This is a genomic window from Acinetobacter sp. AS167 (assembly GCF_037152175.1).
In the GTDB taxonomy this organism is placed as follows: domain Bacteria; phylum Pseudomonadota; class Gammaproteobacteria; order Pseudomonadales; family Moraxellaceae; genus Acinetobacter.
The window spans coordinates 1-24,897 of sequence record NZ_JBBCMP010000004.1; the positions used below are offsets into that span (position 1 = coordinate 1).

Below are 24,897 nucleotides of genomic sequence, written 5' to 3' on the forward strand. Positions count from 1 at the left end.
GACAATCACCAGATCTTTAACGCCAAGTTCAATCAGCCCATCGATCAGCTCTGCGGGCTGTCCTGCTGTTCCAAAGCCACCAATCATAATGGTTGCACCATCTTTGATTTGGGATAGAACCTCAGTCAATGAGGTGGCATTTTTATCAATCATCTGACTACTTCCTGTACTTTGAATCACTCATTCATTTCATCCTAGAAACCGATGAAACTAAGCCGAGTGTTTTGTTCGGATTTCTAATCTTTATTCTTGATAAATTTTGTATTTACTTCTAGGCTTAAAGTTAGATTTTGTTCGATCATTATTTTTTATGTTCGATGATCGAACATTATCCCACTAAAACGGTCTGATTTGGATTGAGTAAAATTTTAATGTAATTGGCTTTAAATTAAGGATCTGCGTTATGGACGATGAACACAACAAAACTACCCGATTAATCCATCATTCTGAAAATAAAAAGATTATTCGCCATGAAGATTTTATTGCAGGGATTGCAAAAGGGTTGGCGATTTTGGAATGTTTTGGGCCTGAACGACATCGCTTGAATATCAGTACTGCGGCTGAAAAGACAGGAATGACCCGAGCAGCAGCGCGTCGCCAGTTACTGACCTTAGAGTACTTAGGCTATTTAGACTTTGATGGACATTACTATTATTTAACTCCCAAAATTTTAAAGTTCTCTGGTGCTTATTTAGATGGTTCACCTTTACCCAAAATTTGCCAACCTTTATTAAACTTATTGACCAATCAGACTTCGCTGATTTACTCGGTGATGGTATTAGATGGTTATGAGGCAATTACCATTGCACGTAGTGCCGCACATCAGCAAACAGACCGTGTTAATCCTTACGGCTTACATTTAGGCAATCGTCTTCCTGCACATGCAACTTCTGCGGGGAAAATTTTATTAGCGCATTTAAATGTGGAAGAACAAAAGCAATGGCTGACCCAGTATCCATTAAAACGTCTTACTAAATATACTTATACAGAAAGTGAGGCGTTTATCGAATTACTGCATGAGATTAAAGAACAAGATTGGTGTTATTCATGTGAAGAACATGAATTGGGAGTTCATGCTGTTGCGGTTCCAATTTATGACTCAAACGCGGTAGTTGTGGCCGCATTAAATATTGTCTCCCCCACTATGCGCACAACAAAAGATTATTTAATTACTCATATTTTACCGTTACTGCAAGAAACAGCACGTGATTTACGCCAAGTGATTTAATAGATATCTTGAACAAGTATATTTTTAGATCATTGCTAAATGAGCTAAACCTTATAAATCATGGAATTTAGACCATTTCATAAAGGTGAGTTTATCAAAATGTAGAGTTTGTACTGCGTATCTTGCATTTAAATTTAAATACATTTGAACAGACAATACTTCCTTTTTCATGGATAAAAAGATCTAATATTATTCAAGATTAGTGAGTTTTTGGGATTTCAGTGATGCTTCCCTGATCCATATAAACCACCTGTGCATTTAAATAAGCCAGCTCATCGGCATGATGGGTGACATAAATCATGGGTAATTGAGTTTCTAGTTTAACGCTATTTAGAAAAGGTAAAATTTGATCTTTTAATTTGTAGTCCAGCCCAGTTAATGGTTCGTCCAAGAGCAACAAATCAGGAGAAGATAAGAGCGCGCGACCAATCGAAATACGTTGTGCCTCGCCACCAGACAATTGATAAGATGCACGTTGTAATAACGGCTTGAGTTGAAGTAAATCAACAATCTGATCAAAGCTAAATTTCTTGTTCTGATCTGGACACAAATTTTCTGCATATTTTAGATTTTGTTTCACATTCATATGTGGAAACAGCCATGCATTTTGGAAGACTAATGCGATCCGACGTTTGTGCATGGGTAAATTAATTTTTTTTTGATCGTCGAAAACACACTGCTGATTGAGTAAAATTGAACCCTGTTGTGGCTGTAACAAGCCGGTAATGTTTTTAAGGAATGTTGATTTCCCACTGCCTGATGCACCCATAATGCCCAGCAATTGTTTTTGCATTTGCAACTTTACCTTTAAATTAAACTCAGCATATTGAAATTGAAAATCACATTGCAGCATCTTTGCCTCCCAATTTTCGCTGATAATTCTGAAGAATATAAGCATTTGCAATCAAAGCACCAAAGGCAACCAATATGGATAAGATCACTAAACGCATAGCGCCCTGCTCCCCATCAGGTTGCTGAATCAGCGAGTAAATTGCTATAGGAATGGTCCGAGTTTCATCGGGAATATTGCCCACAAAAGTAATGGTTGCACCAAACTCACCTAAGCTACGACTAAAACACAAAATACTTCCAATTAAAATTCCGGGTAAAGCCAAAGGTAGGCTGATACTGCTAAATACCCGTACAGGGCTTGCACCCAAAGAACCTGCAACCTGTTCCAGTTGCTGATTGATCATTTGAAAAGATAGCCGAATGGGTTGCACCATCAATGGAAAAGCCACGATCATGGAGGCTAAAACAGCTCCTTTCCAATTAAATGCCAATTGAATACCTAACTGATTGAGATATTGTCCAATCCAGCCATTGGCACCAAACAGGATTAAAAGCAAATAACCTAAAACCACTGGAGGTAACACCATGGGCATTTGTAACAGTGCTTCCACCACAAACTTTAATCTAAATTGATAACGTGCCAAAATCCAAGCGAGCATGATTGCAAATGGTAGACAGAATAAAGTTGCAAAGAAGCCCACTTTCACCGACAAATACAATGCACTCCACTCTTCTGAACTTAGCATAAAGTAGGATCCTATAAACCAAAACCATACTGAACAAAAATCTTTTTAGCTTGCGCATTTTCTTTTAAATAATGGTTAAATTTCACTGCTGACTGATTGTTGATACCTTGTTGTGTCAAAGCAAGCGGATAGACAATTGGATGATGGCTGTTGCTTGGAAAAACTCCTGAAATTTTGATTTTTTTACTGATCAATGCATCGGTCTTGTACACAATCCCCACTTGACACTCACCACGTTCAACAAATGCCAACGCTGAACGAACATCATCCGTCCCCACTATTCGACCATTTAAACTGTTCAGCCAATTGAGTTTAATCAGACTTTGCTTGGCATATTTACCTACTGGCACAGACTCCATTTGCCCTGTGCATAAATGCCCTTGAAATGATTGGGCAAAATTAAATGTAGGCACAGCTTTAAACTGTTGTTTGCTTTGCAAAGGGCTAATCAACACCAATTGATTAAACAAAAATGGTTTAACCTGATTTACCTGAATCTTCTGTTTTTGGACTAAATAATTCATCCAGTCCTGATCAGCAGAAAAGAAAATATCACTGGGCGCACCGGCCTCAATTTGTTTTGCCAGTGCTGAAGATGCACCAAAAACAGTCACTATTTTAACCTCTGGTTGCTGCTTCTCATACAATTTAGCAATATCTGTCACCGCATTGGTTAAGCTTGCTGCAGCATAAATTTTGATTGTTTCAGCGTGTAATATGCTCATACTCGGCAGAAAATACAGGCCCAAGATCATTTTTAACGACCTACGCATCTTTTATCCCCTAATCTTGAATAAATAAACCTTGGAGGACTTGCCCCTGTTGTATGTTTTGATCTGAGGGTATACGCACAATACAATTGGCATCAATCAGATTACTCAACATATGTGATTGCTGTTTAGTTAAACTCTTCAAACTTAATCTTCCTTGTTCAAATACAGCATGCATTCTTAAAAAGCGCTCTCGCGCATCAGACTTCAGCGCATGACTCATAACGCCTGTCATCCAATTGAGTGGATGCTTTTGCCCCTGTAAAGAATTCACTAGAGTCGCCACATAGACTTGCATACCGATATAAACCGCAGCAGGATTGCCGGGTAAACCCAATAGGTAACAGTGAGTTTGATCTTGTTGCTGTTCTTGTCCTTTTCTTTCTTGTCCTTGTTTTTTTTGTTGAGAATACTTGGCGAAAAGCATCGGTTTACCCGGCTTTTGTTTGACCTTCCAAAAAATTTGCTGAAAACCGAGTTTTAATGCTGCGGGACGAACAAAATCATAATCTCCTACAGACACCCCACCTGTAGTAATGATTAAATCGTATTGTTCCTTAAGACGATCAAACAACTGAATTACACGATGTTCGATATCTTCAACATGAATTAAATTAACTGTTTGATTTCGGGTTTGAAACCATGCGCGGATCATGGGTGTATTTGCATCAAAGATTTTGCCTGAATTTAAACATTCGATCATATCTGCAACTTCGTCACCTGTAACGACCACAGCAATTTTGGGATAACGATAAACTTCTACTTGCTTTACACCTGCCATACTGAGTGCTGCAATAACACCGACATTGAGTTTTTGTCCTACTGATGCAATTAATTGACCGAGTGCAACTTCTTCCCCAACATCTCGAATATCAGCATGACTGTTTAAAGACTCAGTGAGTTTTATATTGTGTAAATCGATGAGCTCAACAATCTCTTGTCGAGCAACCGTTGTGGTACCTGCTGGGATTTTTGTCCCTGTAAATATTCGAATCGCTTGCCCTTGTTTCAATTCGACCTCAACCCTTTGCCCTGCACGAATCTCTCCAATCAATTCGAATTTAGAATCTGTTTGAGTCACTGCACTTGCATTGATCGCATAACCATCTACCGCACTTTGCGAAAAAATGGGTAAATTAATTTCTGAAAAAATATCTGCTGCAACATAACGATTAAGCGCTTGGTTTAAGGGGATGGTTTCACTACCTAGACTTGGAGTGTGATCCACAAGTAACTGCAATGCTTGATCAACTGAAACCAAGCCTTTTTCATTGCCACAATCATGAGCGACCGCAATCTGATTCATTGATAGCCCCCAAGATGTGGAATATTTTTTTGCACATCAAAAAGATGTACCAAGGCTGGTAGAATGGCAATCAGTGACTCTTTAGCACCTTGGCGACTGCCTGGCAAAGTAATCACCAAACTATTGTCAATATAGCCCGCGACCCCTCGGCTGAGTGCTGCATAAGGGGTACGTCTTTGACCAAAACTACGAGAAGCTTCCATCAAACCTGGAATTTCACGTTTAAGTAAAGGTTGAATGGTTTCAACAGTTAAATCTTTAGGGCCTAATCCTGTTCCACCCACAGTCAAAATAAGTGGATAGTGATTCTTTTGTTGTTCAATTAACGCCAATAACTGTTCTGGAGAGTCGGCAATTACTTGATAATTCACCTGACTAAAATTGGCTTCTTCAAGAATTTCTAAAACATTTTGCCCAGCTGTATCAGGCTTTTTCCCTGAAGCCACGGTATCGGATAAGACAATAACCGATGCAGATAAAGTCTCTTTCAATACACGGGTAAAATGTGATTTACCGCCTTTTTTCAGTTGTAATTTACATTGGTCAAGGCATAAGTCTTCAGGTTCACAGTGCGGCTTAAGCATATCGTATAAGGTTAAGCCTGCTAGACTGACTGCCGTGAGTGCTTCCATTTCTACACCTGTAGGACCAATCGTTTCGACAGTCGCAATAATTTCGACATGTTTTTCATGCAACTCATATTCAACATCTGCACGATAGATCGGTAAGGGATGGCACAAAGGAATTAATTCATCAGTGCGTTTTGCTGCCAAAATTCCAGCAATACGTGCGGTTTTTAGTGCGTCCCCTTTTTCTGTACTTCCAGTGCGTAATAGTTCTATGCAATGTGCAGGTGCATATAAAATTCCTGTTGCTACGGCTGTACGGTAGCTTTCTGCTTTCATACTCACATTTTTCATTGCCTGTTCCTTCTCTTACGATATTACTTACATGGCCAGACATATTTAGCTGAGTTACTCAATCAGGTTTACATATGCCATTGGTAAATCGTCTGTTCACACTGGTTGCTCAGCAACATTTTCTGTTTTGCATCATGTTGTAGATTGTTCTGTGCTGTATGTCTGTGCTGTGAATCTTGGTAATGGGAATGACTTGGTAAAGAATGATGATGCTGCGCGGCTCCATGCCTATGCTCAAAATCGCGCCCACAACTATGCTCAGAATCATGTTGACTCAATGAATCCGTTTGTGTGGCTGTATCCTGTTCAACATAATCTTTCCGAATACAGCACCCAGCAACATATTGGCTACTACCATCTAAATAAAACTCCTCTTTCCATACAGGAACTTCGTGTTTTACTCGTTCTACCGCTTCTTCACATGCGGCAAAGGCTTCACGTCGATGTGCTGCATAAGCAATCGCAATAATGGCTTTTTCGCCGATATTTAAGGTACCAATACGATGAATCACCCGTACATAAGCCACAGCGAATTTCTGTTGAATCTCTTGCTCAATTTGACGAATCATTTTTTCTGAAACCGGCGCATAGCTCGTATATTTCAATGCTTTCACCGCTTTGCCTTCATGGTGATTACGTACTGTTCCAATAAAGATGCCAATACCACCGCATTCAGGAAAGTGTAGGATCGGATCAAAACTCTCCTGAGTTAAAGGAGTATCCTGAATCCTATTAAATTGCTTGAGTGTAGAATCAAATGTACTCATCTCAACCTCCTGCAACCGGTGACAGTAAAACAACTGTACTATCAGATGTTAATAGGGTCTGACGCGGAATAATGTCTTCCCCCATTGCACATGCACAGTGTTGAATCATTTTTCCTGCGTCTGGATATGCACGCACCACGTATTCTAAAACATCAGAAATGAGCATGTTTGACTCACATTGCAGGATTAAATCTGCTGGCAATACACGTTCAATTGCACCAAAGCATTCAATTTTTACCGTCATCTGCTGCGGTATATTCTTCAGTTGATTAACATTATTTGGCGTATTTAGAATTTTAAATTGATCTGACATATTAACCTCCAATCATATACATACTGATTTTTCGAGATGACGAATGTTTTGAATTTAGCTGTTGATGAATCTCATTAAAGCCTTGCTTTTTCTGCCAAATATAATCAGACAAAGTATCTTGTAATTGTCTGGGTTGCGGTAATTCTAGATTTATTGGCGAATATACAACTGCATTTGGTGAGTGACTTTGAACAAACTGAGTCTCAGCGAAATAATGTGAATCATGGTGCAATGCCTGAATTTGTGTTTTCAGGCTAATTCCCTTTGGAGCAAATAGGCAGTTATAAAAATCACCTTGTGCTGTTAACCGTATACGGTCACAAGTGCCACAAAATGAATTGGTTATGGTCGAAATGATGCCAATAGGATAATCATTAATAAAATACTGTCGTGCAGGCTCGGAAGATTGTCCTTGTTGTAAAGTGACAGTAAAGTCTTGCTTTAATTGCTCTAAAATTTCCTGCTCAGTGACAATATCGGCTTGCGTCCAAAGCCCCTCTCCATCTAAAGGCATAAACTCGATAAAACGCATTGTAAGATGCTGTTGAATGGACCAATGTGCTAAGGGTAAAACCTGATCATCATTGATTCCTTTGATCAATACAGCATTGATCTTGATTTTAAAACCTGCCTGCTGTGCTGCTGTAATGCCTTCTAATACTGGTTGTAACTCTTTTTGAGTCAAGGCCTTAAATTGTGCTTTATCTAAACTGTCCAAACTAATATTCAAATCATCTAAACCCGCTTGTTTTAACTGGGTTGCGTATTGTTTAAGGTAGTGTGCGTTGCTAGTCATTGAGATCCGTTTTAGGCCCAGTTTTTTTAATTTTTGTAGTTGATCAATGAAATGCACCACACCTTTACGCATTAATGGTTCGCCACCAGTGATTCGAATCTGCTCAATCCCATGTCGCACCATAAACTCGCAAAAAATATACAGTTCTTCAAAACTGAGTAAATTATGCTTTTTGATCCATTCTGGATGTTCAGGCATACAATAGACACACTTAAAATTACAGCGATCTGTCACTGAAATTCTGAGTTTGCGCTTAGTGCGACCATATTGATCGACAAAGGCGGCACCCTCTTCGTATTGTGTCATTGCATTCATATACACATCCCAAGCACTATTTAAGTTCAAGATTTTTTAATACTTAAAATCTGCGCTATTTTATTGACATTGAAATTGCAAAAAGTGTTCCAACTTTGATCATCTACAGCTAAATGTGAGCTAAAACCGATTTGACCTCTATTAAAAATGCCGAGATTTGCAAAAAATTAAGCAAAACTAAGCCAGTCAATTTAAAAACTTGAGCTGTTGGTATTGTTGTAATTCATCCAAAGAATTGATGCTGTGGAAAAACAGTGCATGATTCTCAAATAATGCTTCCTGAGCGTGCAAATCAGAAAAACATATCTTTAAACTGCGCTGTCCTTGTTCAAGATGAGTACAGATTCGATTGAAAGCGCTCCGTTTTAATAAACAAAATGGATATAACGCTTTACCATTGATATTGACGTAAGCCACTTCTGCCAAAGGATGACTCGCTAAAGTGACATGTAAGCGTTCAATGACCTCAGGTGGAATAAATGTCACATCACAGGGCACAAAAAGTACATAGTCAGATTCAACATAAGACCAAGCACTTTTAATTCCCATCAAAGGACCATAAAAGCCAGTTTCATCATCTTGATAGCAATACAAACTTGGAATAAGCTTCTGATAAATTGAATAATCGCGATGACTATTGACCCAGACCTGTGATACTCGGTTTTTTAATTGTTGATGGATCTTGATGAGTTGAATTTGATCATCAAACTTCTGTAACAGTTTATTGATCCCATTCATACGTCGCGCCTGACCACCAGCGAGAATCACAAGATCAGTTTGTGGATATTGCTTAGCTTTCTTGGGTTTTATAATTCTTTTCATAGAGTAAGCTCCGCTTGACAGGCTTTAATCAATCCGCGAATTTCAGGTAGACATGAACCGCAATTACCACCTGCTTTTAAACATGCAGTCACTTGTTTTTCATGATTGATATTGTTTTGTTTAATGGTTTCAATAATTCGATTTTTGCCTACCTTAAAGCAACTACATACCAATGGCCCCTCACTATTGCCTATTGACATGACTTGTCCAGCAAGTAAGGCTTTACGATGCATCGCACTTAAACGATCACGTTTAAACAAACTTGCGACCCAATCACGATCTGGTAATAATACTTTAGGTGCGATATATAAACTTGCAATAAGGCGCCCCTCTTTTAGCACTACACTATGGCTGATATGTGCAGTTTGATCTTCCAAGTTAAGCCATTCAAAACTTTCATCGTCAAAGGGTAAAAGTTGCTTGAGATTTTGGGAGGTGTGGGTAAAACGACGACGATCTGCCAATTCATACCGCACTGCTTTGGCAGTCTGAATTTTTGTCCACCACACCGTATTTTCAATGCTATTTTTAACAATGTGTTCAAAGCCTTCACGAACATAAAATACCCCTTGCCACTGGGTATAAAATGGCTGAATCAACACAGGGGTATGTTTGAATTCTGGCTCCCCTGAGATTGCGTCCACCACTGGATTGACCACTTTGCCAATACGTGCATCCGAAGCATATTGATCATTCCAATGAATCGGGGCGAAAATTTGTCCACGGCGGATATTGTCACTGAGTACAGCACGCAAGACACAATTGCCCCAAGCCGATTTGATTTCGACCAATTCGCCTTCTTTCAAGCCATACTTCAATGCATCATTGGGGTGAATTTCACAAAAGGGTTCTGCTTTATGGGTGCTTAAATTGGCAGATAAACCTGTGCGAGTCATAGTGTGCCACTGATCTCGAATCCGTCCTGTATTGAGAATTAAAGGATATTCAACAGTGCTTTGATGGACTGGATCTATCGCCATTGTGGCAATAAATTTAGCTTTGCCATCTGCATGACTAAATTGTCCCTGTGAAAACAATTGTGCGAATGCATGTTCAGTCTGATTGCGCATGATCACAGGCCATTGAATGGGTTCCAATTGATCATATTCATCTAATGAAAGATCAGTTAAACCTTGTAAATTGAAGTAACGAAAGCTTTGGGTATTTGATCGCGCATTAATCTCTGCGTTTTGATACGCAGATAACAGAGCATGTTCTTTAAAAATCTCGTGGCTATTTGCAAAATCAAAGCCAGTAAATCCGAGCTTTTGAGCCACTTGTGCCACAGCCCACCAATCCGCTTTGGCCTGCTCAGGCGGGTCTAAAAAAGCACGTTGTCTTGAAATACGACGTTCTGAATTGGTGACCGTACCATCCTTTTCTCCCCACCCCAACGCAGGTAAGAGCACATCGGCAAACTGAGTAGTGTCGGTATCTTTGCAAATATCGGAGACTACAACAAACTCACAGCTGTTTAAAGCACGTTTGACCTGATCGGCATTGGGGAGGCTGACTACAGGATTGGTTGCCATAATCCAAATTGCTTTAATCTTGCCACTTTCCACTGCTTCAAAAAGATCAACTGCTTTTAATCCCATATGCTTGGCAATGCTTGGACTGTTCCAAAAATTTTGTACAAGCTGTTGATGTTGTTGATTGTCTAAGTCCATGTGTGCTGCCAGCATATTGGCAAGCCCACCCACTTCACGTCCGCCCATTGCATTGGGTTGTCCTGTCATAGAGAATGGAGCTGCACCCAACTTTCCAATTTTGCCCGTCAACAAATGACAATTGATGATGCTATTGGCTTTGTCCACGCCACGTGAAGACTGGTTTACCCCCATTGAAAATAGGGTCATGACTTTTTCAGTTTGGGCAAACTTTTCAAAAAAGAGTTGAAGTTTTTCTAGCGAAATTCCTGTTTTCACTGCAACATCTTGGATATCTGTTTCAGCTTGCGAACTTTTTAGTGCCGTATCTAGCCCTTGAGTATGTGCCTCAATAAATGCGCTATCCGCATAGTTATGTTGATGTAAATATTGTAATAGCCCATTAAACAAGCAAACATCTTGACCCATTAGAATAGGCAAATGTAAATCAGCTGCTTCACATGTAGCCGTAAAGCGTGGATCAATCACCACCACAAATAAATCACTTTGCTTTTGTTGTCTTAATTCTTTGGCTTGCATGATGCGTTGATACATCACGGGATGACACCATGCTGTATTTGAACCAACCAAAATCACCATATCAGTATGTTCAAAATCGTCATAACTTGCAGGTACCAAATCCTCACCAAAAGCACGCTTGTGTGCGGCAACTGCCGAAGACATACACAATCTTGAATTGGTATCGATATTGGCTGTACCCAAATAGCCTTTAACGAATTTATTTACCAAATAATAGTCTTCTGTCAACAACTGACCAGAAACATAAAATGCGACACTGTCACGACCATATTGCTCGATATAGTGTTGGAATTTATTGGCGATTAAACCTGTTGCGCTATCCCAATCTGTAACTTGCTGATGGGGATGACGTCCAAGCATCGGCTGTAAAACACGTGTGCCCAACCCCAGCGTATCAGCCAAATTACTGCCTTTAATACACAGTTTTCCGTAATTCGAGGGATGCTTAACATCGCCAACCACAGAAACTTTTTGTCCTAGCGTAGTGTCTTGCACTGTTGCTGTTACACCACAGCCTACACCACAGTAAGGACAAGTGGTTTGTGTGCTTGTGATCTTATATTCTGTGGAGCTCGGCAGTTCCATTACAGGGATACTATTCATTGCTGCTGTGCTCCTCAATGCTATACATTCACTTGAATATGGCTTTCATTTAATCTTCCCCCTCCTTTTAAGATGAAGGGGTTAAGCGATATAAATCAGCCTGCTTTTTTTAATGCAAAATCCCGACCAAATAACAATTTATTGCGAATCGAAGATATTGGGGTTTGATCAGCAATCAATTCAGCGTACCAAGTGCCATCCTCTGTATCACCAAACAGTACCGCACCAACGACTTTATCTTTTTGAATAATAATGCGTTTGTAGATTTGACGTTTTTCATCATTCAGAATAATGTCTTCGAAATCTTCTATAGGCTGACTGTTTTCTAAATCAATACGGCCTGCTGAAAAAACATCACAACCACTGACTTTTAACTGGGTAGGAACCGTCGGTGCTTTAAAGGTCAAACTGCCGTGTTCGGCCAAATGTGATGCACAGATAAAGGCTTGCCCCCATAAAGGTTCTACCAAACCAAACGTTTGGTTACGATGCTCAATACATTCACCCACTGCATAAATACTTGGATCATAGGTTTGCATGGTGTCATTAACCAACACACCGCGATTACAGCGTAAACCCGCACTTTGTGCCAAAGCCATATTGGGACGAATACCCACGGCAAAAACCACCAGATCTGCATCTAAAAGTGTGCCATCTTGTAACCGAACTTGGGTGACATGACCATTTTCACCAAGTAATTCTTCTGTATTGGCTTCTGTGATGATCGGAATACCTTTTTGCTCAATTGCTGTTTTCAACATTTGACTGGCTTTGGCATCAAGTTGGCGATCCATAATACGATCCATCAAATGCAAAACCGTCACATTCATACCACGTTGCTTTAAACCATATGCGGCTTCTAGCCCCAAGAGACCACCACCAATCACCACTGCATTATTTTTAGATTTACAGTAGTCGAGCATATTATTGACATCATAAATATCACGAAAGCTCAAAACGCCATCCAATGCTGCGCCTTTGACCGGTGGAATAAATGGTTTTGAACCCGTTGCTAAAATCAAACGGTCATAACTCACCACCACACCTTTTTCGGTATAAACTTGCTTACGAGGACGGTCAATACGTACCACAGCATCACCTGCAATAAAGCGAATATTTTTATTCGCATACCATGAATGGGGGTGCAGCATAATGTCGTCAATGGTTTTATCCCCTGATAAGACAGGCGACAGCATAATCCGGTTATAGTTCCCCCAAGGCTCCTCACCAATCACCGTCACTTCATAACGATCAGGTGCCATATCAAGCAAATCTTCCAAGCAACGCATTCCTGCCAATCCGTTCCCCACCAGAACTAAATTGATTTTTTCCTGAGCCGTACCATTATTGGTGATATAAGTTTTTTGTGGGGTTGGACTGACCCAGACACGACCATTTTCAATTTTGCTTGGAAAAACCAGTAATTTTTGATCTTTGTCTTCTAAACAACGGCCTGTTGCTAAACTAAAATGTTGCTTATAAATCGGTGATGCAACTACACGTTCACCTTGTAAATCACCAATTATTCCACGTGACATGACAAAGGCTTTGCTAAATGGATCTTGGTTGCTCAGCGCATACACACGCTTTTCACTGCCTACCCGAAAAATAGCCACTTGTTGTTGCCCGAGCAACGCGCCTACACCAGTATTGGGCGTAATGTCTTGCAATGCACAAATATCGAGCCAGTCGAGTTCGTTCATATCTTTTAAAATGGTCATTGTGTTTGTCCTTTTAACAACGTTTATCAGCTCTTCCACAAGGCTTGTTTTAAGCTGTGGAATTGTGGAGTAAGGCCAATAAAGCAAGTATTCATATGCTTATGCTTCAACTACAGGAATACGGCTCTGATCACGTTCTGAGTCAGTTTTTGGGCGAATTTGCCCACGTACTTGAGCAAACTGAATATGTGGATCTTGCTGTTGCTCAGCTTTGGCATTAATAAAGGTCACAAAACGTTTACGGACTTCAGGATCTTCCACCGCAGTTCGCCATTCGTCTTGATAAGTACCCACCACATGGCTCATTCGGCGTTCTAGTTCAGCAGCAACTCCTAAAGAATCATGCACAACAACATCTTTTAGATAATCCAAACCACCTTCCATATTGTCACGCCATACCGAAGTCCGTTGTAAACGATCCGCTGTTTGGATATAGAACATAAAGAAGCGGTCGATATATTGAATTAAAGTTTGCGTATCTAGGTCAGAAGCTAAAAGTTCTGCATGGCGAGGTTTCATTCCCCCATTGCCACAAACATATAAGTTCCAGCCTTTCTCAGTGGCAATCACCCCAACATCTTTGCTTTGTGCTTCGGCACACTCTCGTGTACAGCCCGAAACTGCCATTTTTAATTTATGTGGGGAACGCAAACCTTTGTAGCGATTTTCAAGGAAGATGGCTAAACCGACCGAGTCATCGACACCATAACGACACCATGTGCTCCCAACACAAGATTTAACGGTACGTAATGACTTGCCATAGGCATGACCAGACTCAAAACCAGCATTGATCAGCTTTTCCCAAATTTCTGGCAATTGATGGACTTGTGCTCCAAATAAGTCTACCCGTTGCCCACCGGTTAGCTTGGTATATAAACCATATTCTTTGGCAATCTGCCCAACTGCAATCAAACCATCTGGTGTCACTTCACCACCTGCCATACGCGGTACAACAGAATAAGAACCATCTTTTTGAATATTGCCTAGGTAGTAGTCGTTACTATCTTGCAACCCAGCATGATTTGCAGTGAGAACAAAGTCATTCCAACAAGATGCCAAGATATTGGCTACTGTCGGTTTGCAAATATCACAACCTAAACCATGCCCATGTTGTTGAATCAAATCATCAAAAGTTTTAATTTCATTGACCCGTACCAAGTGATACAACTCTTGGCGTGAGTAAGCAAAGTGTTCACAAAGATGATTATTGACCGTTACCCCTTGGCGTTGTAATTCAGATTTTAAAACTTGGGTCACTAAGGGTGCACATCCACCACATGCGGTTGCGGCTTTGGTACATTTTTTTAACGCACCTAATGAGGTCGAACCCTCGGCAATGGCACTACAAATATCTGCTTTAGACACGTTATTACATGAACAAATCGTGGCACTGTCTGGCAATAAATCTACACCACTACTCCCCGCTTTTGCCGTAGATTGTGCATAGCCTGGCATGATTAAACTTTCTGGATTTTCTGGTATCGCTAAGCCATTCAACATCATTTGCAATAAGTCGTTATATTCTTTGGCACAACCAACCAGTACCGCACCAAGTAATTGGGTTTTCTCTGCATTGACCACGATCTTTTTATAGACCATTGCATCCTCATCAGCATAGAAATAGCTCAATGCATTTGCAGTCATGGCATGCGCATCGCCTACCGATGCCACATCGACACCCATCAGTTTTAACTTGGTGCTCATGTCTGCGCCAGCAAATGTGGGGCAACTTTGTTGCATCACATGTTTTGCTGCAATCCTTGCCATGTCATAACCGGGTGCAACTAAACCATAGATTTTATTGTTCCATAATGCACATTCACCAATCGCATAAATATCTGCATCGGAGGTTTGGCAGTAATCATTAATCGCGATACCGCCACGTTCACCTAACGCTAAACCACATTGGCGGGCCAACTCATCACGCGGGCGAATCCCTGCAGAAAATAGAATAATATCTGTTTCAAGTTCTGAACCATCCGCAAACTTCATCACATGGGTGCTATTCACGCCATCTTCTATCGATGAAGTGGCCTTTTGCGTGTGAACCTTTACCCCTAAATTTTCAATTTTGGACCGTAAAACTTTCCCGCCCAAATCATCAATTTGTACTGCCATTAAACGAGGTGCAAATTCAACGACATGGGTTTCTAAGTCTAAATCACGAAGTGCTTTCGCGGCTTCTAAACCGAGTAAACCACCCCCAATCACCACACCAGATTTTGCAGATAGACTTGCTGCCCGTATTGCATCTAAATCATCAATGGTACGGTAAACAAAACAGTTTTTACGATCATGCCCCGAAATTGGTGGAACAAAAGCATAGGAACCCGTCGCAAGCACCAATTTGTCATAGTTGATCACATCGCCATGATCGGTGGTGATGCATTTATGGATGGTATCAAGATGAGTGGCTTTGGTATTTAAACGCAGGTCAATTCCATAAGCATCTGCAAAGTCCGCACGACAAAGAGTTAAATCTTTGACAGATTTACCTGTGAAATATTCAGTCAAATGTACCCGATCATAGGCCAAACGGGGTTCTTCTGCCAAAATCGTGATTTCAACCTCATCACCTGCATGTTCTAGCACAGATTCAATAAATTTATGCCCAACCATTCCATGACCAATCATCACTAATTTCATATCGATTCTCCTCGATTGTTTTTGCTCTTGTTATTCAATTAAGTCGCACTGTTTTGTTTAAGACTTACAGCATTTTGTTCCATGCTATTTCGCTCCAGTACAGCAGCTTCAAATAACTTTTGCTCTTTCTCTTTATGTTCAACCGAGAAACGAATCATCAATACACAACTTGCAGCAATCACTACCAAACCACCTAAAACCATCAGCGTCGTTTGAATATCCAACATGCCTTTTAATAAGAAACCCGCAGCAACAGCACCGACATTACCGCCTGCCCCGATAATGCCCGCCACACCACCCAAAGCATCACGATCAATAAATGGAACCAGTGCATAGGTCGCACCGCAGGCCATATGGGTAAATAAAGCAAATACGGTCATGACCAGAATCGCCAGAATCGCGGTATTCATTTGTGAAAAGACAATCAGGAATACGCCTTCTAACAGGATCATGGCAAACAACACTTTCGTGCGACCATCGAGACCTTTTTTAGTCGCCACCTTGTCAGAAACGATACCACCAAGCGCACGGGCAAACAGTGCAAGTAAACCGAAAATCCCTGCTGCCATCCCTGCTTCTTTTAAACCAAATTTAAAATGATCCACGTAGTACATTGCGACAATGTTATGAATGAAAATTTCAATACCAAAACACGCTGCATAAGCACCAAATAGAATCCAAACGCGGTAGTTTTTTGCAGCATGCATCAAAATTGCCATACCGCCTTTTTTATCACTCCCCACATGCAGACCTTGTGCACGAAGCTCTTTAAAATCACCTTGTGGACAGTCTTGAGTAAACTTCCAATACATTGCACCGACAATTAACATCATCACACCAGGTACAATTAGTGCAATTCTCCAGCCCATGGTTTGTTCAACACCGAACATCACCAATGCTGCGAGCATCAAAGGCATCAAGGCTTGAGTTGCGCCTCCACCTGCATTACCCCAACCTGCTGTGGTTGCATTTGCAGTGCCTACGACATTTGGTGCAAACATAATACTGGTGTGATATTGGGTGATAACAAAGCTGGCACCAATTGCGCCAATCAAGAGTCGGAAGAATAGAAAAGACTCATAACTATTGGCTGATGCCACCCCAAATACAGGGATACTGCCGATAATCAATAATGCGGTATAGGTTTTACGTGGGCCATATTTATCGCATAAAGGACCAACAATCAGACGCACTACAATCGTGATTGCAACAGCAGCAATATTAATATTGGCGATTTGATCTTTGGTGAGATGGAATTCACCTGCAATAACAGGCATTAACGGCGCACAGGCAAACCATGCAAAGAAACAGACAAAAAAAGCAAGCCAACTCATATGGAAGGCCCGCATTGCTGCACTGCTAAAATTGAAAAGATGAATCTTTGTTGCTTTTTTCGCATCTAAATTTGAAGACATAGCTTCGATCTCCTGAACTGAACGCATATAAGTTGCTGTTATGCACGAGGCATATCAGTAACGATCAGAACGGACGTCGTTGGCCGTCTTACAAATTTTGAAAGTCTTCATTGACTTGATTTAAACTATGCATAGTTCATGCCAGTTTAATATTTCTAAATATCTAATTTTTTATTTTGCTTGAATACTCAGTACTTATGATTGAATAGTTGTACCTTTATCCTGTGATACACGTTCATGCTTTTTATCCGCACGGATAAAATGTAAATCATAAAACTGCATGTTTAGAAGGCAAATTGCGTCAATAAAGTGCATCAATTTTCTTTAACATTCTGTGACTATGCTTTAAAACAGCACTATTCATGCGAAATATTGGCATCTAAATTGCTTATATGCTGAAAGTTCATGTCAGGACATACTTGAGTAGCGACATGCCAAAATTAAGAATTGCCCTGATCGATGATGATATAGAGCGGGCATCTTTTATCAAATCCTCTTTGATCGAACATGATTTCGAGGTGGTCGCATGTCTGATGATTGACCATTTAAATAGTACCGATCTTCATCACTTATATGCTGATGTGATTTTGCTGGATATGGACCATCCACATCGAGATATTATTGAAAGCTGTGTAAGTCAGTTTGATTTACCCACTGTGCTTTTCACTAAAAACTCGCAAAAAGACACCATCAAAAGTGCTATTGAAGCGGGTGTAACCGCCTATATTGTTGATGGGATTGATCCTGAAAAACTGGAAAGTATTTTAGAAATTTCGATTGAGCAATTTAAAAAACATAAAAAGCTCTTAAAAGATCTCAATGAAACCAAATGCAAACTTGCTGACCGTAAAGATATTGAAAAAGCCAAAGTGATGCTGATGCAGATGCATCAAATTGAAGAAGAACAAGCTTTCAGTTTGTTACGAAAAAACGCCATGAGTCACCGTATCACCATGGGGGAAATGGCAAGAAAGTTAATCGATGCTCAAGCCTTGCTCCAAGAAATTTCAAGGAATAAACAATGAACACACTTGAAACCACGGACATTGAATTAGGCTATATTCCTTTGCTGGATTGCACTGCAATACTTTGGGCACAACATCAAGGTTATTTTACTGAGCAAGGTCTGAAGGTTAGGTTGGTGAAAGAGCCTTCTTGGGCAAGTTTACGTGATCGTTTAGCTTTTGGCATTTTAGATGCCGCACATTGTCTTTCTGCCATGCTTCCCGCTGCTGCGACAGGCAATGATCAGCTGGGTATTCCCTTACAAACCTCATTGGTGTTGAGCACCAATCGTGCATTTATCAGCTTGAGCCAAAAACTCTGCTATGAGTTAAAAATTCACACGCAAGATACTGCGCAAGCGTCAGCAGTGAAAGTAGTTCAAGCCTTAAAACAAGGCGACAAAATACAACTGGCCCATGTATTTAAACAGTCCATCCACCATTATTGTTTAAGAGAGTGGTTGGCTTTGGCAGATCCAGACTTGGCAAAAAAATACCAACCATCCACACTGCCCCCTTCCTATATGGTGGATGCGATTTCATCACAACTCATTGATGGATTTTGTGTCGGTGAACCGTGGAATATCCAATCGCAGATTGAAGGTTATAGTTATGTAATTGCTGAGAGTAAACAGATTATTCCTGAAGTGGCGGATAAAGTTTTAGCCACCACCCATGAATGGGCAAACAAGCATCCGAATACGTTAAATGCATTGCAGACGGCGATTCAAAAGGCACAACATGATTTAAGCACCTTGCAATCACTACAACCCATATGGCATATGCTAGAAGTGAGTGACATCATCCGTTTCAATTGTTCTCATCTAGTGCATACCTATGCGTTTCATAAAATACAAAATATTATTCGCTCTTTTGGTACACAGGACCGACCAAAACCAGATGATTTTGAATGGATTATTCAACAAATGTGCAAATGGGATAACTTAGAACTCGATACGGCACAAATCAAAAAAATTTCGACACAATGCACGGGTGATTTAATTTAAAAAATGACTAATTTAAAATGTATCAAGCTGCAAGTTGCTTTGACAAAGATGCAGAAAACTAGACATAAAATGTTCACCATTTTATAGCGCTAAGCTCACTGCATCATTATTTAATATTCGAATAGTTATTAATTACGGTTATTTATACATTACTAAGCTTAAGGATCAAGTTGCATGATCATTTTGCAAATTAACCCGCCGCACTTTCCGCAACCCATTGTGAAAATTTACTTGGAACACCTTTAGTATTTTCATCAAAGCCAAAGAATTTAACACCATCTTCAGTATCTGAATAAGCCGCCATGACTTTACCTGTTTTGGTATTGATCGCAATGACGGCCTTACTCGAACCCGCCCCACGTGGGTCATAACCACTGCCTACCAGCCAATCACCCTGACGCTGCATTGCACTGGATACCACTAAAGCTGAAGTGAGATTTGCATATGATTTGCCAACTAATTGCTGAAAACGAGCTTTCCAAGGTGCTGCCTGTATAACGTCATGTGGGTGTTTACCATCTGGTTTCGCCATACCCGTTGTTGGAACAGGACGTGTACCACACTTGCTTTTGATTTCTGACTCATAGCCGATATTACCAACTTCTTGCACATCGATAGTACGCCCAACCTTATCGGCACACTCAGCCCATTGTTGTGGTGTTTTTGCCTGTGCAACAATTGGCGTGACCAGTATACCTGCCAATAAAAAACTAAAGATTTTCATGATTTATTTCCTTTAAATATGTACTTAACAGCGCGATAACAATACGCTTTAATAACCAGAGCTTTTAACTAGTTTTGGGGTATCTGCTTTTTCGACTGATACCAATTTTGCCAGATCAGTACCATCACTTTCGCCCTTATAAACCGCATATTCTCCAACCGTTACAGTTGCATGTCCTGTATAGCCAATATAGCCTTCCTTGGGTCTTTTGTTGAGTTTCAATGCCTGAGCTGCCTGTTGAGTATCATTGAAACAAAACCAGCGTGAACGGCGATCATCCGGCTTACGCGGTATCAACTGATCTGAAGGCGCACTGGGATGAAAACAGATAACATCACCTGCCACTTCATCATCAAAATAATATGAATATTCTCCATTTACTGTAATTTGACCACGATATTGATCAAATTCCTGTGTGCTTTTTTGCAGTTTCAAGGCATCTGCATGTGCAAACAAGGGCAAAGCTAAAATACTGCCCAGTAAAAAATTAACCGCTTTCATCATTTTTATCCTTTAAAAAGATCCGATCTTTTATTTAAATATATTTTACTTCAAATACTTATCTCGGGTTTATCACAATAGGCGATGTTACTTAAAGCAGAACCGCTATGTATTACCACCAATAAAATATACTGGCGCCCGGCTCGTAATAAGTACTACATGCTGAGTAAACCACTTTACACTCTTGCTTGTTTTTACTTTGACATTCATAAGCAGCTAATGCTTTGGCGCCTGCGGGCGTACGATCAATTCTAATCACAGACTCTTGACCACCTTGAGTCGGATCAGCCAAGGCAACACATTTATTGTTATAGGTAAAGATGACCTCACAATTTTTACCTCCCTTTTTTTGGCAATTTTCCAAGGCTACTTTTTTTGCCCCACGTTCGGTTCTTGTCGCTTGGGCATAACCTGTAGGTCGAGAAGGTGCTGCCTTATCTTCAGCAATCGCGCCCCAACGTTTTTCCCAAAGTGAGGGTTCCCATTTATATGTGCCACCACCGCCACCACCATTACTACCGCCACTTGGAATCGGTGCACACCCTTGCAAGCCTTGCCCACCAATTGGATAATAACCAGGAGGACAATTGCCCTCTGCGGCCACATGGCCTGACCACATCAAAACAACAAACGCCAACACAAGCGTGTTTGCAATCCCCATGAATTGTTTTAAATAGTGTTGCTCTGCGATCGTGAATGTTTTAAACATAATAAAAGCCCTCATGGCCAATAACCATCAATAAATTGAATGATTTTCACTTAGAAAAACAAACAATATATGATCAATTTTCCGATTGATGGAATGTTAATATTTTATCTAACGTTCAAACTTAGATTAAAACTTCTACAACTTTTTTCTGCAAGCCCTTTTTTATTCATTAAATTTTCTATAAGCATTACCAGTAAGATTAAATACAGAACGGCTAAACACAATAATTAAATCATGTGAAAAATCAATACAAAAACATATTTTTAAAACTAAAAAAATTCAGATAAACTCTAACTCAGATAAACTCTAACACTGCATACGAAATTAAATCGCCAGTAAATATTTCATGCGATAAGATGATCAAATTAAGTTGTGAAAAATAATTCAACTGATTTTCTAAAAGCAGGAGCAAACTGATCGATTTGAATGAAGACATAAAAGAAAAATCGTGATGTATTGATATACAAAGGAATAAAATGAAACTGACTAGGACATTTACTTTACTCATAGTGCCAATTGTACTCACTGCATGCCAATCCAACAGTGTAAATAAGCTGATCAGAGATCTGCCCTCTCCCGATGGACGTTTTCATGTAGAAGTCCTACAGTGCCGAGCCAACGATGTCATGTTTGGTGGTGCAACACAAGTTCAGGTTTCAGTTCTAAAAAAAGGTGAAACTGAAAAATGTCGATCATTTATTTATGCATTGGCGCAATTTGATGTAAGAACCATCGACTTTGGCGCAAAGGATAATGCTTTACACATAGAGTGGTTGTCAGACACTGAACTTAGTGTGTGGCATCGTAGTTTTGCAACATCTCAAGGCAAGAATTATATAGGGCCAGATGTACAGCATAGCCAGGCGAACTCTCCAATTAAAGTTATTTTTTCGCCTTTGGCTGCGCAAATTGGAATGCCTTCTCAGATTAAAAAATAAAACGCTATCCACAATAAACCGTTATATAAATCGTCTAGTTTTGATTGCTGTTGTTATGCAACTGCCCTTTATGGGTCAAGTCTGTCCTCCGAGAAGGTTACTGTGATCTAGTTATAGTCTTCTATTTACATTGATCATCCAATAATGACCTATCTATTAGCTCCCAGCCAGAATGCTCAAAGCGGTTTATTTTTTCATGCTTAAACTTAATCAGTAAACCTTCATTGTATGTAGTAAATACTTTTTATGATTACTGGTGAATTTCATGAAATAGATCGCATTTAAGCGCTTTACCTCTTAGCGAATACTTAATCATACCCTTAAAAAGCTGAACTCCTCTGCTATTAATAACTGCTTCAAGCATCTTTCCTATCGCATTATCCCAACTCTAAGCCATTAGCACGCTAAAGCAAATATTCAATAAGATCAGTCCATCATGAGTGCTTCCAATATCCAAATTCAACAATAAACATTTGATATTAAATAAAGTTTAATTCTAATAAAATATTATATCCATCCATTCAATGATCATTTTTATCAAAAAAAACATAGCAAGTTTTATCAATATTAAGCAACGACGTTCTACCCAACACATCTAATAAAAGCCCTCTAAAATAATCACATTAATTCATATACTTTTCATAAAAAGAGATAAGGTCGTCAAATACAAATTAATTATGCACAAAATACAAAGTTATTTATTGTGATGTGCGTCACTATAACCCTGCATTTATTTAAGTACATTACTATTTTATTAAACAGTGCGACTAAGTGTAATTTATTGAAATCATAAAAAATGATTTTAAATAAATATTAAAAATCAACCTTCTAAAATGAATGGGTTTTACTATGAAATTAGCTCTATTAAGTACTGCAACTTTATCTGCTTTAACACTTTCTGTTTCAGCTTTTGCTGCTGATCCTGTAACTGTTAACGGTGGTACAGTACATTTTACTGGTGAAATCGTAAATGCAGCATGTGCTGTAAGTACAGAATCTTCAAATCAAACTGTTGATTTAGGTCAATACCGTACTGCACGTTTAGCTGTTGCTGGCGATAAAACAACTCCAGTACCGTTCCAAATCAAACTTGTTGACTGTGATCCAACAGTTCAAGCAACTGCAGCTGTTGCATTTTATGGTCAGTCTGTAACGTCTAATGCAAACTTACTTTCAGTTGCTGCTGGTGGTACAAACTCTACTGCTGCAACAAATGTAGGGATTGAGATTGCCGATGACACTTCAAAAATCTTAGGTGTTACGGGTGCAAGTTTTTCTACACCTAAAACATTGATCACAGGTGATAACACACTTCAATTCAGCGCACGCTATGTAGCTACAGGTGCATCTACACCTGGTCAAGCAAATGCTGATGCAACTTTTGTAGTGAAATATGAATAATTTATCTGCCTAAGATAATTATTAAATATTTGATTACATGAGCTTATTTACCATGAAAAAGTATATAACCCTGATTGCTGGAATATTAGTAAGTACTCATATTTACGCAGAAAGTTATGTATTTGGTGGAAGAGCTCATTTTCAGGGAGTTTTGATAAATCAAAGCTGTTCAATCTTAATTGAGAATAATGCTGCTGTATCTATTAAAACTCCCAATTCTCCAATTCAAATCAATTTTTCATTATGCCCTGTAAGCATCTACGACAATCTCGCCATTGGTCTATCTGAACAAAATAAGCCAACACATGAGATGTTTTATACAGACCCAAAAGCAAGAAATGATTTTGATATTAATCAAGAATTAAACATTCAAAGTCTTGAACAGACCGGTCTGGATCAGAAATTTATTCGACAAATTGATCGACCTGAACGTTATGACAGTTTCGCTAAAAATAGGATTGGTATTCTCCTCAACCAAACTTCAGAAAAGTCATCCGCTCAAGCATCGAATATTTTAATTTCTGTTTTTTATCCATAAATGAATTCTAAGGACTTATATGAAACTGAACTTATTTAAAAATGGTGTTCTTAGTATAACCTTAGCCTGCTTAGCATCCACCAGCTGGGGCAATAACAATATTATTGGGGGTATATCACTTGGAGCAACTCGTGTTATTTACCCAACCGATGCCAAGCAAGTTTCATTGGCTATTGTCAACAGCAACAATAAAGAACGCTTTTTAATTAACTCGTGGATTGAAAATAATCTAGATGAAAAATCAAAAGATTTTCTTATTACTCCTCCCTTATTTGTCGCAGAAGCAAATAGCGAAAATACATTAAGAATTGTCAATGTTGCCACTAACTTACCACAAGATAGAGAGTCGGTATTTTGGGTCAATGTTAAGGCAATTCCTTCGATTGATAAATCGACTTTGACTGACAAGAATATTTTACAACTTGCTGTTTTATCTCGAATCAAACTGTTTGTAAGACCGATAAATCTAAAAACTAAACCTGAAGCCACATTAGAAACGATTAAGTTTTCAAAATCAGCAGAAGGAATCATGGTTAACAATCCATCTCCATATCATGTTTCTTTTGTGAACGTTTTTGTTGATAACCAAAAAGTGCCAAATGTGATGGCGAGTCCTTTTGCCCAAACAAAAATTTCAGCGACTTCAGGTAATAAACTGAGTTATCAAACGGTCAATGATTACGGTGGTTTAACAGCTAAAGTTGATTTAGAACTGAAGTAATAATT

The 24,897-nt window shown here is 39.5% G+C and carries 24 protein-coding genes; 7 read left to right on the forward strand and 17 right to left on the reverse strand.

Annotation, left to right across the window (positions count from 1 at the left end):
• A partial coding sequence (locus WFN33_RS08695) for a CoA-transferase (RefSeq protein ID WP_336952984.1) occupies window positions 1–153 on the reverse strand: 153 nt, incomplete at its 3' end.
• A 250-nt stretch (window positions 154–403) separates the two neighbouring features.
• On the opposite strand from WFN33_RS08695, the gene pcaU reads away from it, so the two are divergent.
• The gene (gene pcaU / locus WFN33_RS08700) at window positions 404–1,228 is read left to right on the forward strand and encodes an IclR family transcriptional regulator PcaU (RefSeq protein ID WP_336952606.1); all 825 of its coding nucleotides are present in this window, start codon (window positions 404–406) and stop codon (window positions 1,226–1,228) included.
• Between the two features lie 199 nt (window positions 1,229–1,427).
• On the opposite strand, the gene WFN33_RS08705 is transcribed toward pcaU, so the two are convergent.
• From WFN33_RS08705 to WFN33_RS08765, 13 genes are all read right to left on the reverse strand, one after another.
• A complete protein-coding gene (locus WFN33_RS08705) occupies window positions 1,428–2,081 on the reverse strand; it encodes an ATP-binding cassette domain-containing protein (RefSeq protein WP_336952607.1) in 654 nt (217 codons plus the stop codon).
• Window positions 2,068–2,766: a molybdate ABC transporter permease subunit gene (gene modB / locus WFN33_RS08710; RefSeq protein WP_336952609.1), complete on the reverse strand. Its 699-nt coding sequence runs from the start codon at window positions 2,764–2,766 to the stop codon at window positions 2,068–2,070. Before modB ends, WFN33_RS08705 begins: the two co-directional genes overlap by 14 nt.
• Before the next feature lie 11 nt (window positions 2,767–2,777).
• Entirely contained in the window at window positions 2,778–3,521 is a 744-nt protein-coding gene (modA, locus tag WFN33_RS08715) for a molybdate ABC transporter substrate-binding protein (protein WP_419820727.1), read from the reverse strand.
• 28 nt (window positions 3,522–3,549) lie between these two features.
• Window positions 3,550–4,842 carry a molybdopterin molybdotransferase MoeA gene (locus WFN33_RS08720; RefSeq protein WP_336952612.1) on the reverse strand — a complete coding sequence of 431 codons (1,293 nt, stop codon included), beginning with the start codon at window positions 4,840–4,842 and terminating at the stop codon, window positions 3,550–3,552.
• Complete coding sequence (gene moaCB / locus WFN33_RS08725; protein ID WP_336952614.1) at window positions 4,839–5,762, reverse strand: bifunctional molybdenum cofactor biosynthesis protein MoaC/MoaB; 924 nt, start codon at window positions 5,760–5,762, stop codon at window positions 4,839–4,841. Before moaCB ends, WFN33_RS08720 begins: the two co-directional genes overlap by 4 nt.
• Before the next feature lie 68 nt (window positions 5,763–5,830).
• A complete protein-coding gene (locus tag WFN33_RS08730) occupies window positions 5,831–6,529 on the reverse strand; it encodes a molybdenum cofactor biosynthesis protein MoaE (protein WP_419328462.1) in 699 nt (232 codons plus the stop codon).
• Window position 6,530: 1 nt separating this feature from the next.
• Window positions 6,531–6,842, reverse strand: a complete 312-nt coding sequence (locus WFN33_RS08735) for a MoaD/ThiS family protein (protein ID WP_336952616.1) — start codon at window positions 6,840–6,842, stop codon at window positions 6,531–6,533.
• Between the two features lies 1 nt (window position 6,843).
• Window positions 6,844–7,953 (reverse strand): GTP 3',8-cyclase MoaA, encoded by a 1,110-nt coding sequence (gene moaA / locus WFN33_RS08740; protein WP_336952618.1) that lies wholly within the window; start codon window positions 7,951–7,953, stop codon window positions 6,844–6,846.
• Between the two features lie 186 nt (window positions 7,954–8,139).
• A complete protein-coding gene (mobA, locus tag WFN33_RS08745; protein WP_336952620.1) occupies window positions 8,140–8,775 on the reverse strand; it encodes a molybdenum cofactor guanylyltransferase in 636 nt (211 codons plus the stop codon).
• Complete coding sequence (locus WFN33_RS08750) at window positions 8,772–11,567, reverse strand: molybdopterin-dependent oxidoreductase (RefSeq protein WP_336952622.1); 2,796 nt, start codon at window positions 11,565–11,567, stop codon at window positions 8,772–8,774. The genes mobA and WFN33_RS08750 overlap by 4 nt, the downstream gene beginning before the upstream one ends.
• A 95-nt stretch (window positions 11,568–11,662) precedes the next feature.
• A complete protein-coding gene (gene nirD, locus WFN33_RS08755) occupies window positions 11,663–13,288 on the reverse strand; it encodes a nitrite reductase small subunit NirD (RefSeq protein WP_336952623.1) in 1,626 nt (541 codons plus the stop codon).
• A gap of 99 nt (window positions 13,289–13,387) precedes the next feature.
• On the reverse strand, window positions 13,388–15,934 hold the full coding sequence (nirB, locus tag WFN33_RS08760; protein ID WP_336952624.1) for a nitrite reductase large subunit NirB: 2,547 nt from the start codon (window positions 15,932–15,934) through the stop codon (window positions 13,388–13,390).
• Between the two features lie 38 nt (window positions 15,935–15,972).
• Window positions 15,973–17,349, reverse strand: coding sequence for an MFS transporter (locus WFN33_RS08765; protein WP_336952625.1), 1,377 nt, complete (start codon window positions 17,347–17,349; stop codon window positions 15,973–15,975).
• A gap of 431 nt (window positions 17,350–17,780) precedes the next feature.
• On the opposite strand from WFN33_RS08765, the gene WFN33_RS08770 reads away from it, so the two are divergent.
• Both WFN33_RS08770 and WFN33_RS08775 read left to right on the forward strand, forming a co-directional pair.
• Window positions 17,781–18,374, forward strand: coding sequence for an ANTAR domain-containing response regulator (locus tag WFN33_RS08770; protein WP_336952627.1), 594 nt, complete (start codon window positions 17,781–17,783; stop codon window positions 18,372–18,374).
• Window positions 18,371–19,360 (forward strand): ABC transporter substrate-binding protein, encoded by a 990-nt coding sequence (locus tag WFN33_RS08775; protein WP_336952629.1) that lies wholly within the window; start codon window positions 18,371–18,373, stop codon window positions 19,358–19,360. Before WFN33_RS08770 ends, WFN33_RS08775 begins: the two co-directional genes overlap by 4 nt.
• Window positions 19,361–19,550: 190 nt before the next feature.
• On the opposite strand, the gene WFN33_RS08780 is transcribed toward WFN33_RS08775, so the two are convergent.
• The 3 genes from WFN33_RS08780 to WFN33_RS08790 all read right to left on the reverse strand — a co-directional run bounded on the left by WFN33_RS08780 (window position 19,551) and on the right by WFN33_RS08790 (window position 21,294).
• The gene (locus WFN33_RS08780; protein WP_336952631.1) at window positions 19,551–20,084 is read right to left on the reverse strand and encodes a hypothetical protein; all 534 of its coding nucleotides are present in this window, start codon (window positions 20,082–20,084) and stop codon (window positions 19,551–19,553) included.
• Between the two features lie 48 nt (window positions 20,085–20,132).
• Window positions 20,133–20,585, reverse strand: coding sequence for a hypothetical protein (locus WFN33_RS08785; protein ID WP_336952632.1), 453 nt, complete (start codon window positions 20,583–20,585; stop codon window positions 20,133–20,135).
• Between the two features lie 112 nt (window positions 20,586–20,697).
• Complete coding sequence (locus WFN33_RS08790) at window positions 20,698–21,294, reverse strand: DUF4189 domain-containing protein (protein WP_336952634.1); 597 nt, start codon at window positions 21,292–21,294, stop codon at window positions 20,698–20,700.
• 476 nt (window positions 21,295–21,770) lie between these two features.
• On the opposite strand from WFN33_RS08790, the gene WFN33_RS08795 reads away from it, so the two are divergent.
• From WFN33_RS08795 to WFN33_RS08810, 4 genes are all read left to right on the forward strand, one after another.
• Window positions 21,771–22,232, forward strand: coding sequence for a hypothetical protein (locus WFN33_RS08795; protein ID WP_336952636.1), 462 nt, complete (start codon window positions 21,771–21,773; stop codon window positions 22,230–22,232).
• A gap of 849 nt (window positions 22,233–23,081) precedes the next feature.
• Window positions 23,082–23,633 (forward strand): type 1 fimbrial major subunit FimA, encoded by a 552-nt coding sequence (fimA, locus tag WFN33_RS08800; protein WP_016539504.1) that lies wholly within the window; start codon window positions 23,082–23,084, stop codon window positions 23,631–23,633.
• 52 nt (window positions 23,634–23,685) lie between these two features.
• Entirely contained in the window at window positions 23,686–24,171 is a 486-nt protein-coding gene (locus tag WFN33_RS08805; protein WP_336952638.1) for a hypothetical protein, read from the forward strand.
• Between the two features lie 19 nt (window positions 24,172–24,190).
• On the forward strand, window positions 24,191–24,892 hold the full coding sequence (locus WFN33_RS08810; protein ID WP_336952639.1) for a fimbria/pilus periplasmic chaperone: 702 nt from the start codon (window positions 24,191–24,193) through the stop codon (window positions 24,890–24,892).
• The last annotated feature ends 5 nt before the right edge of the window (window positions 24,893–24,897 follow it).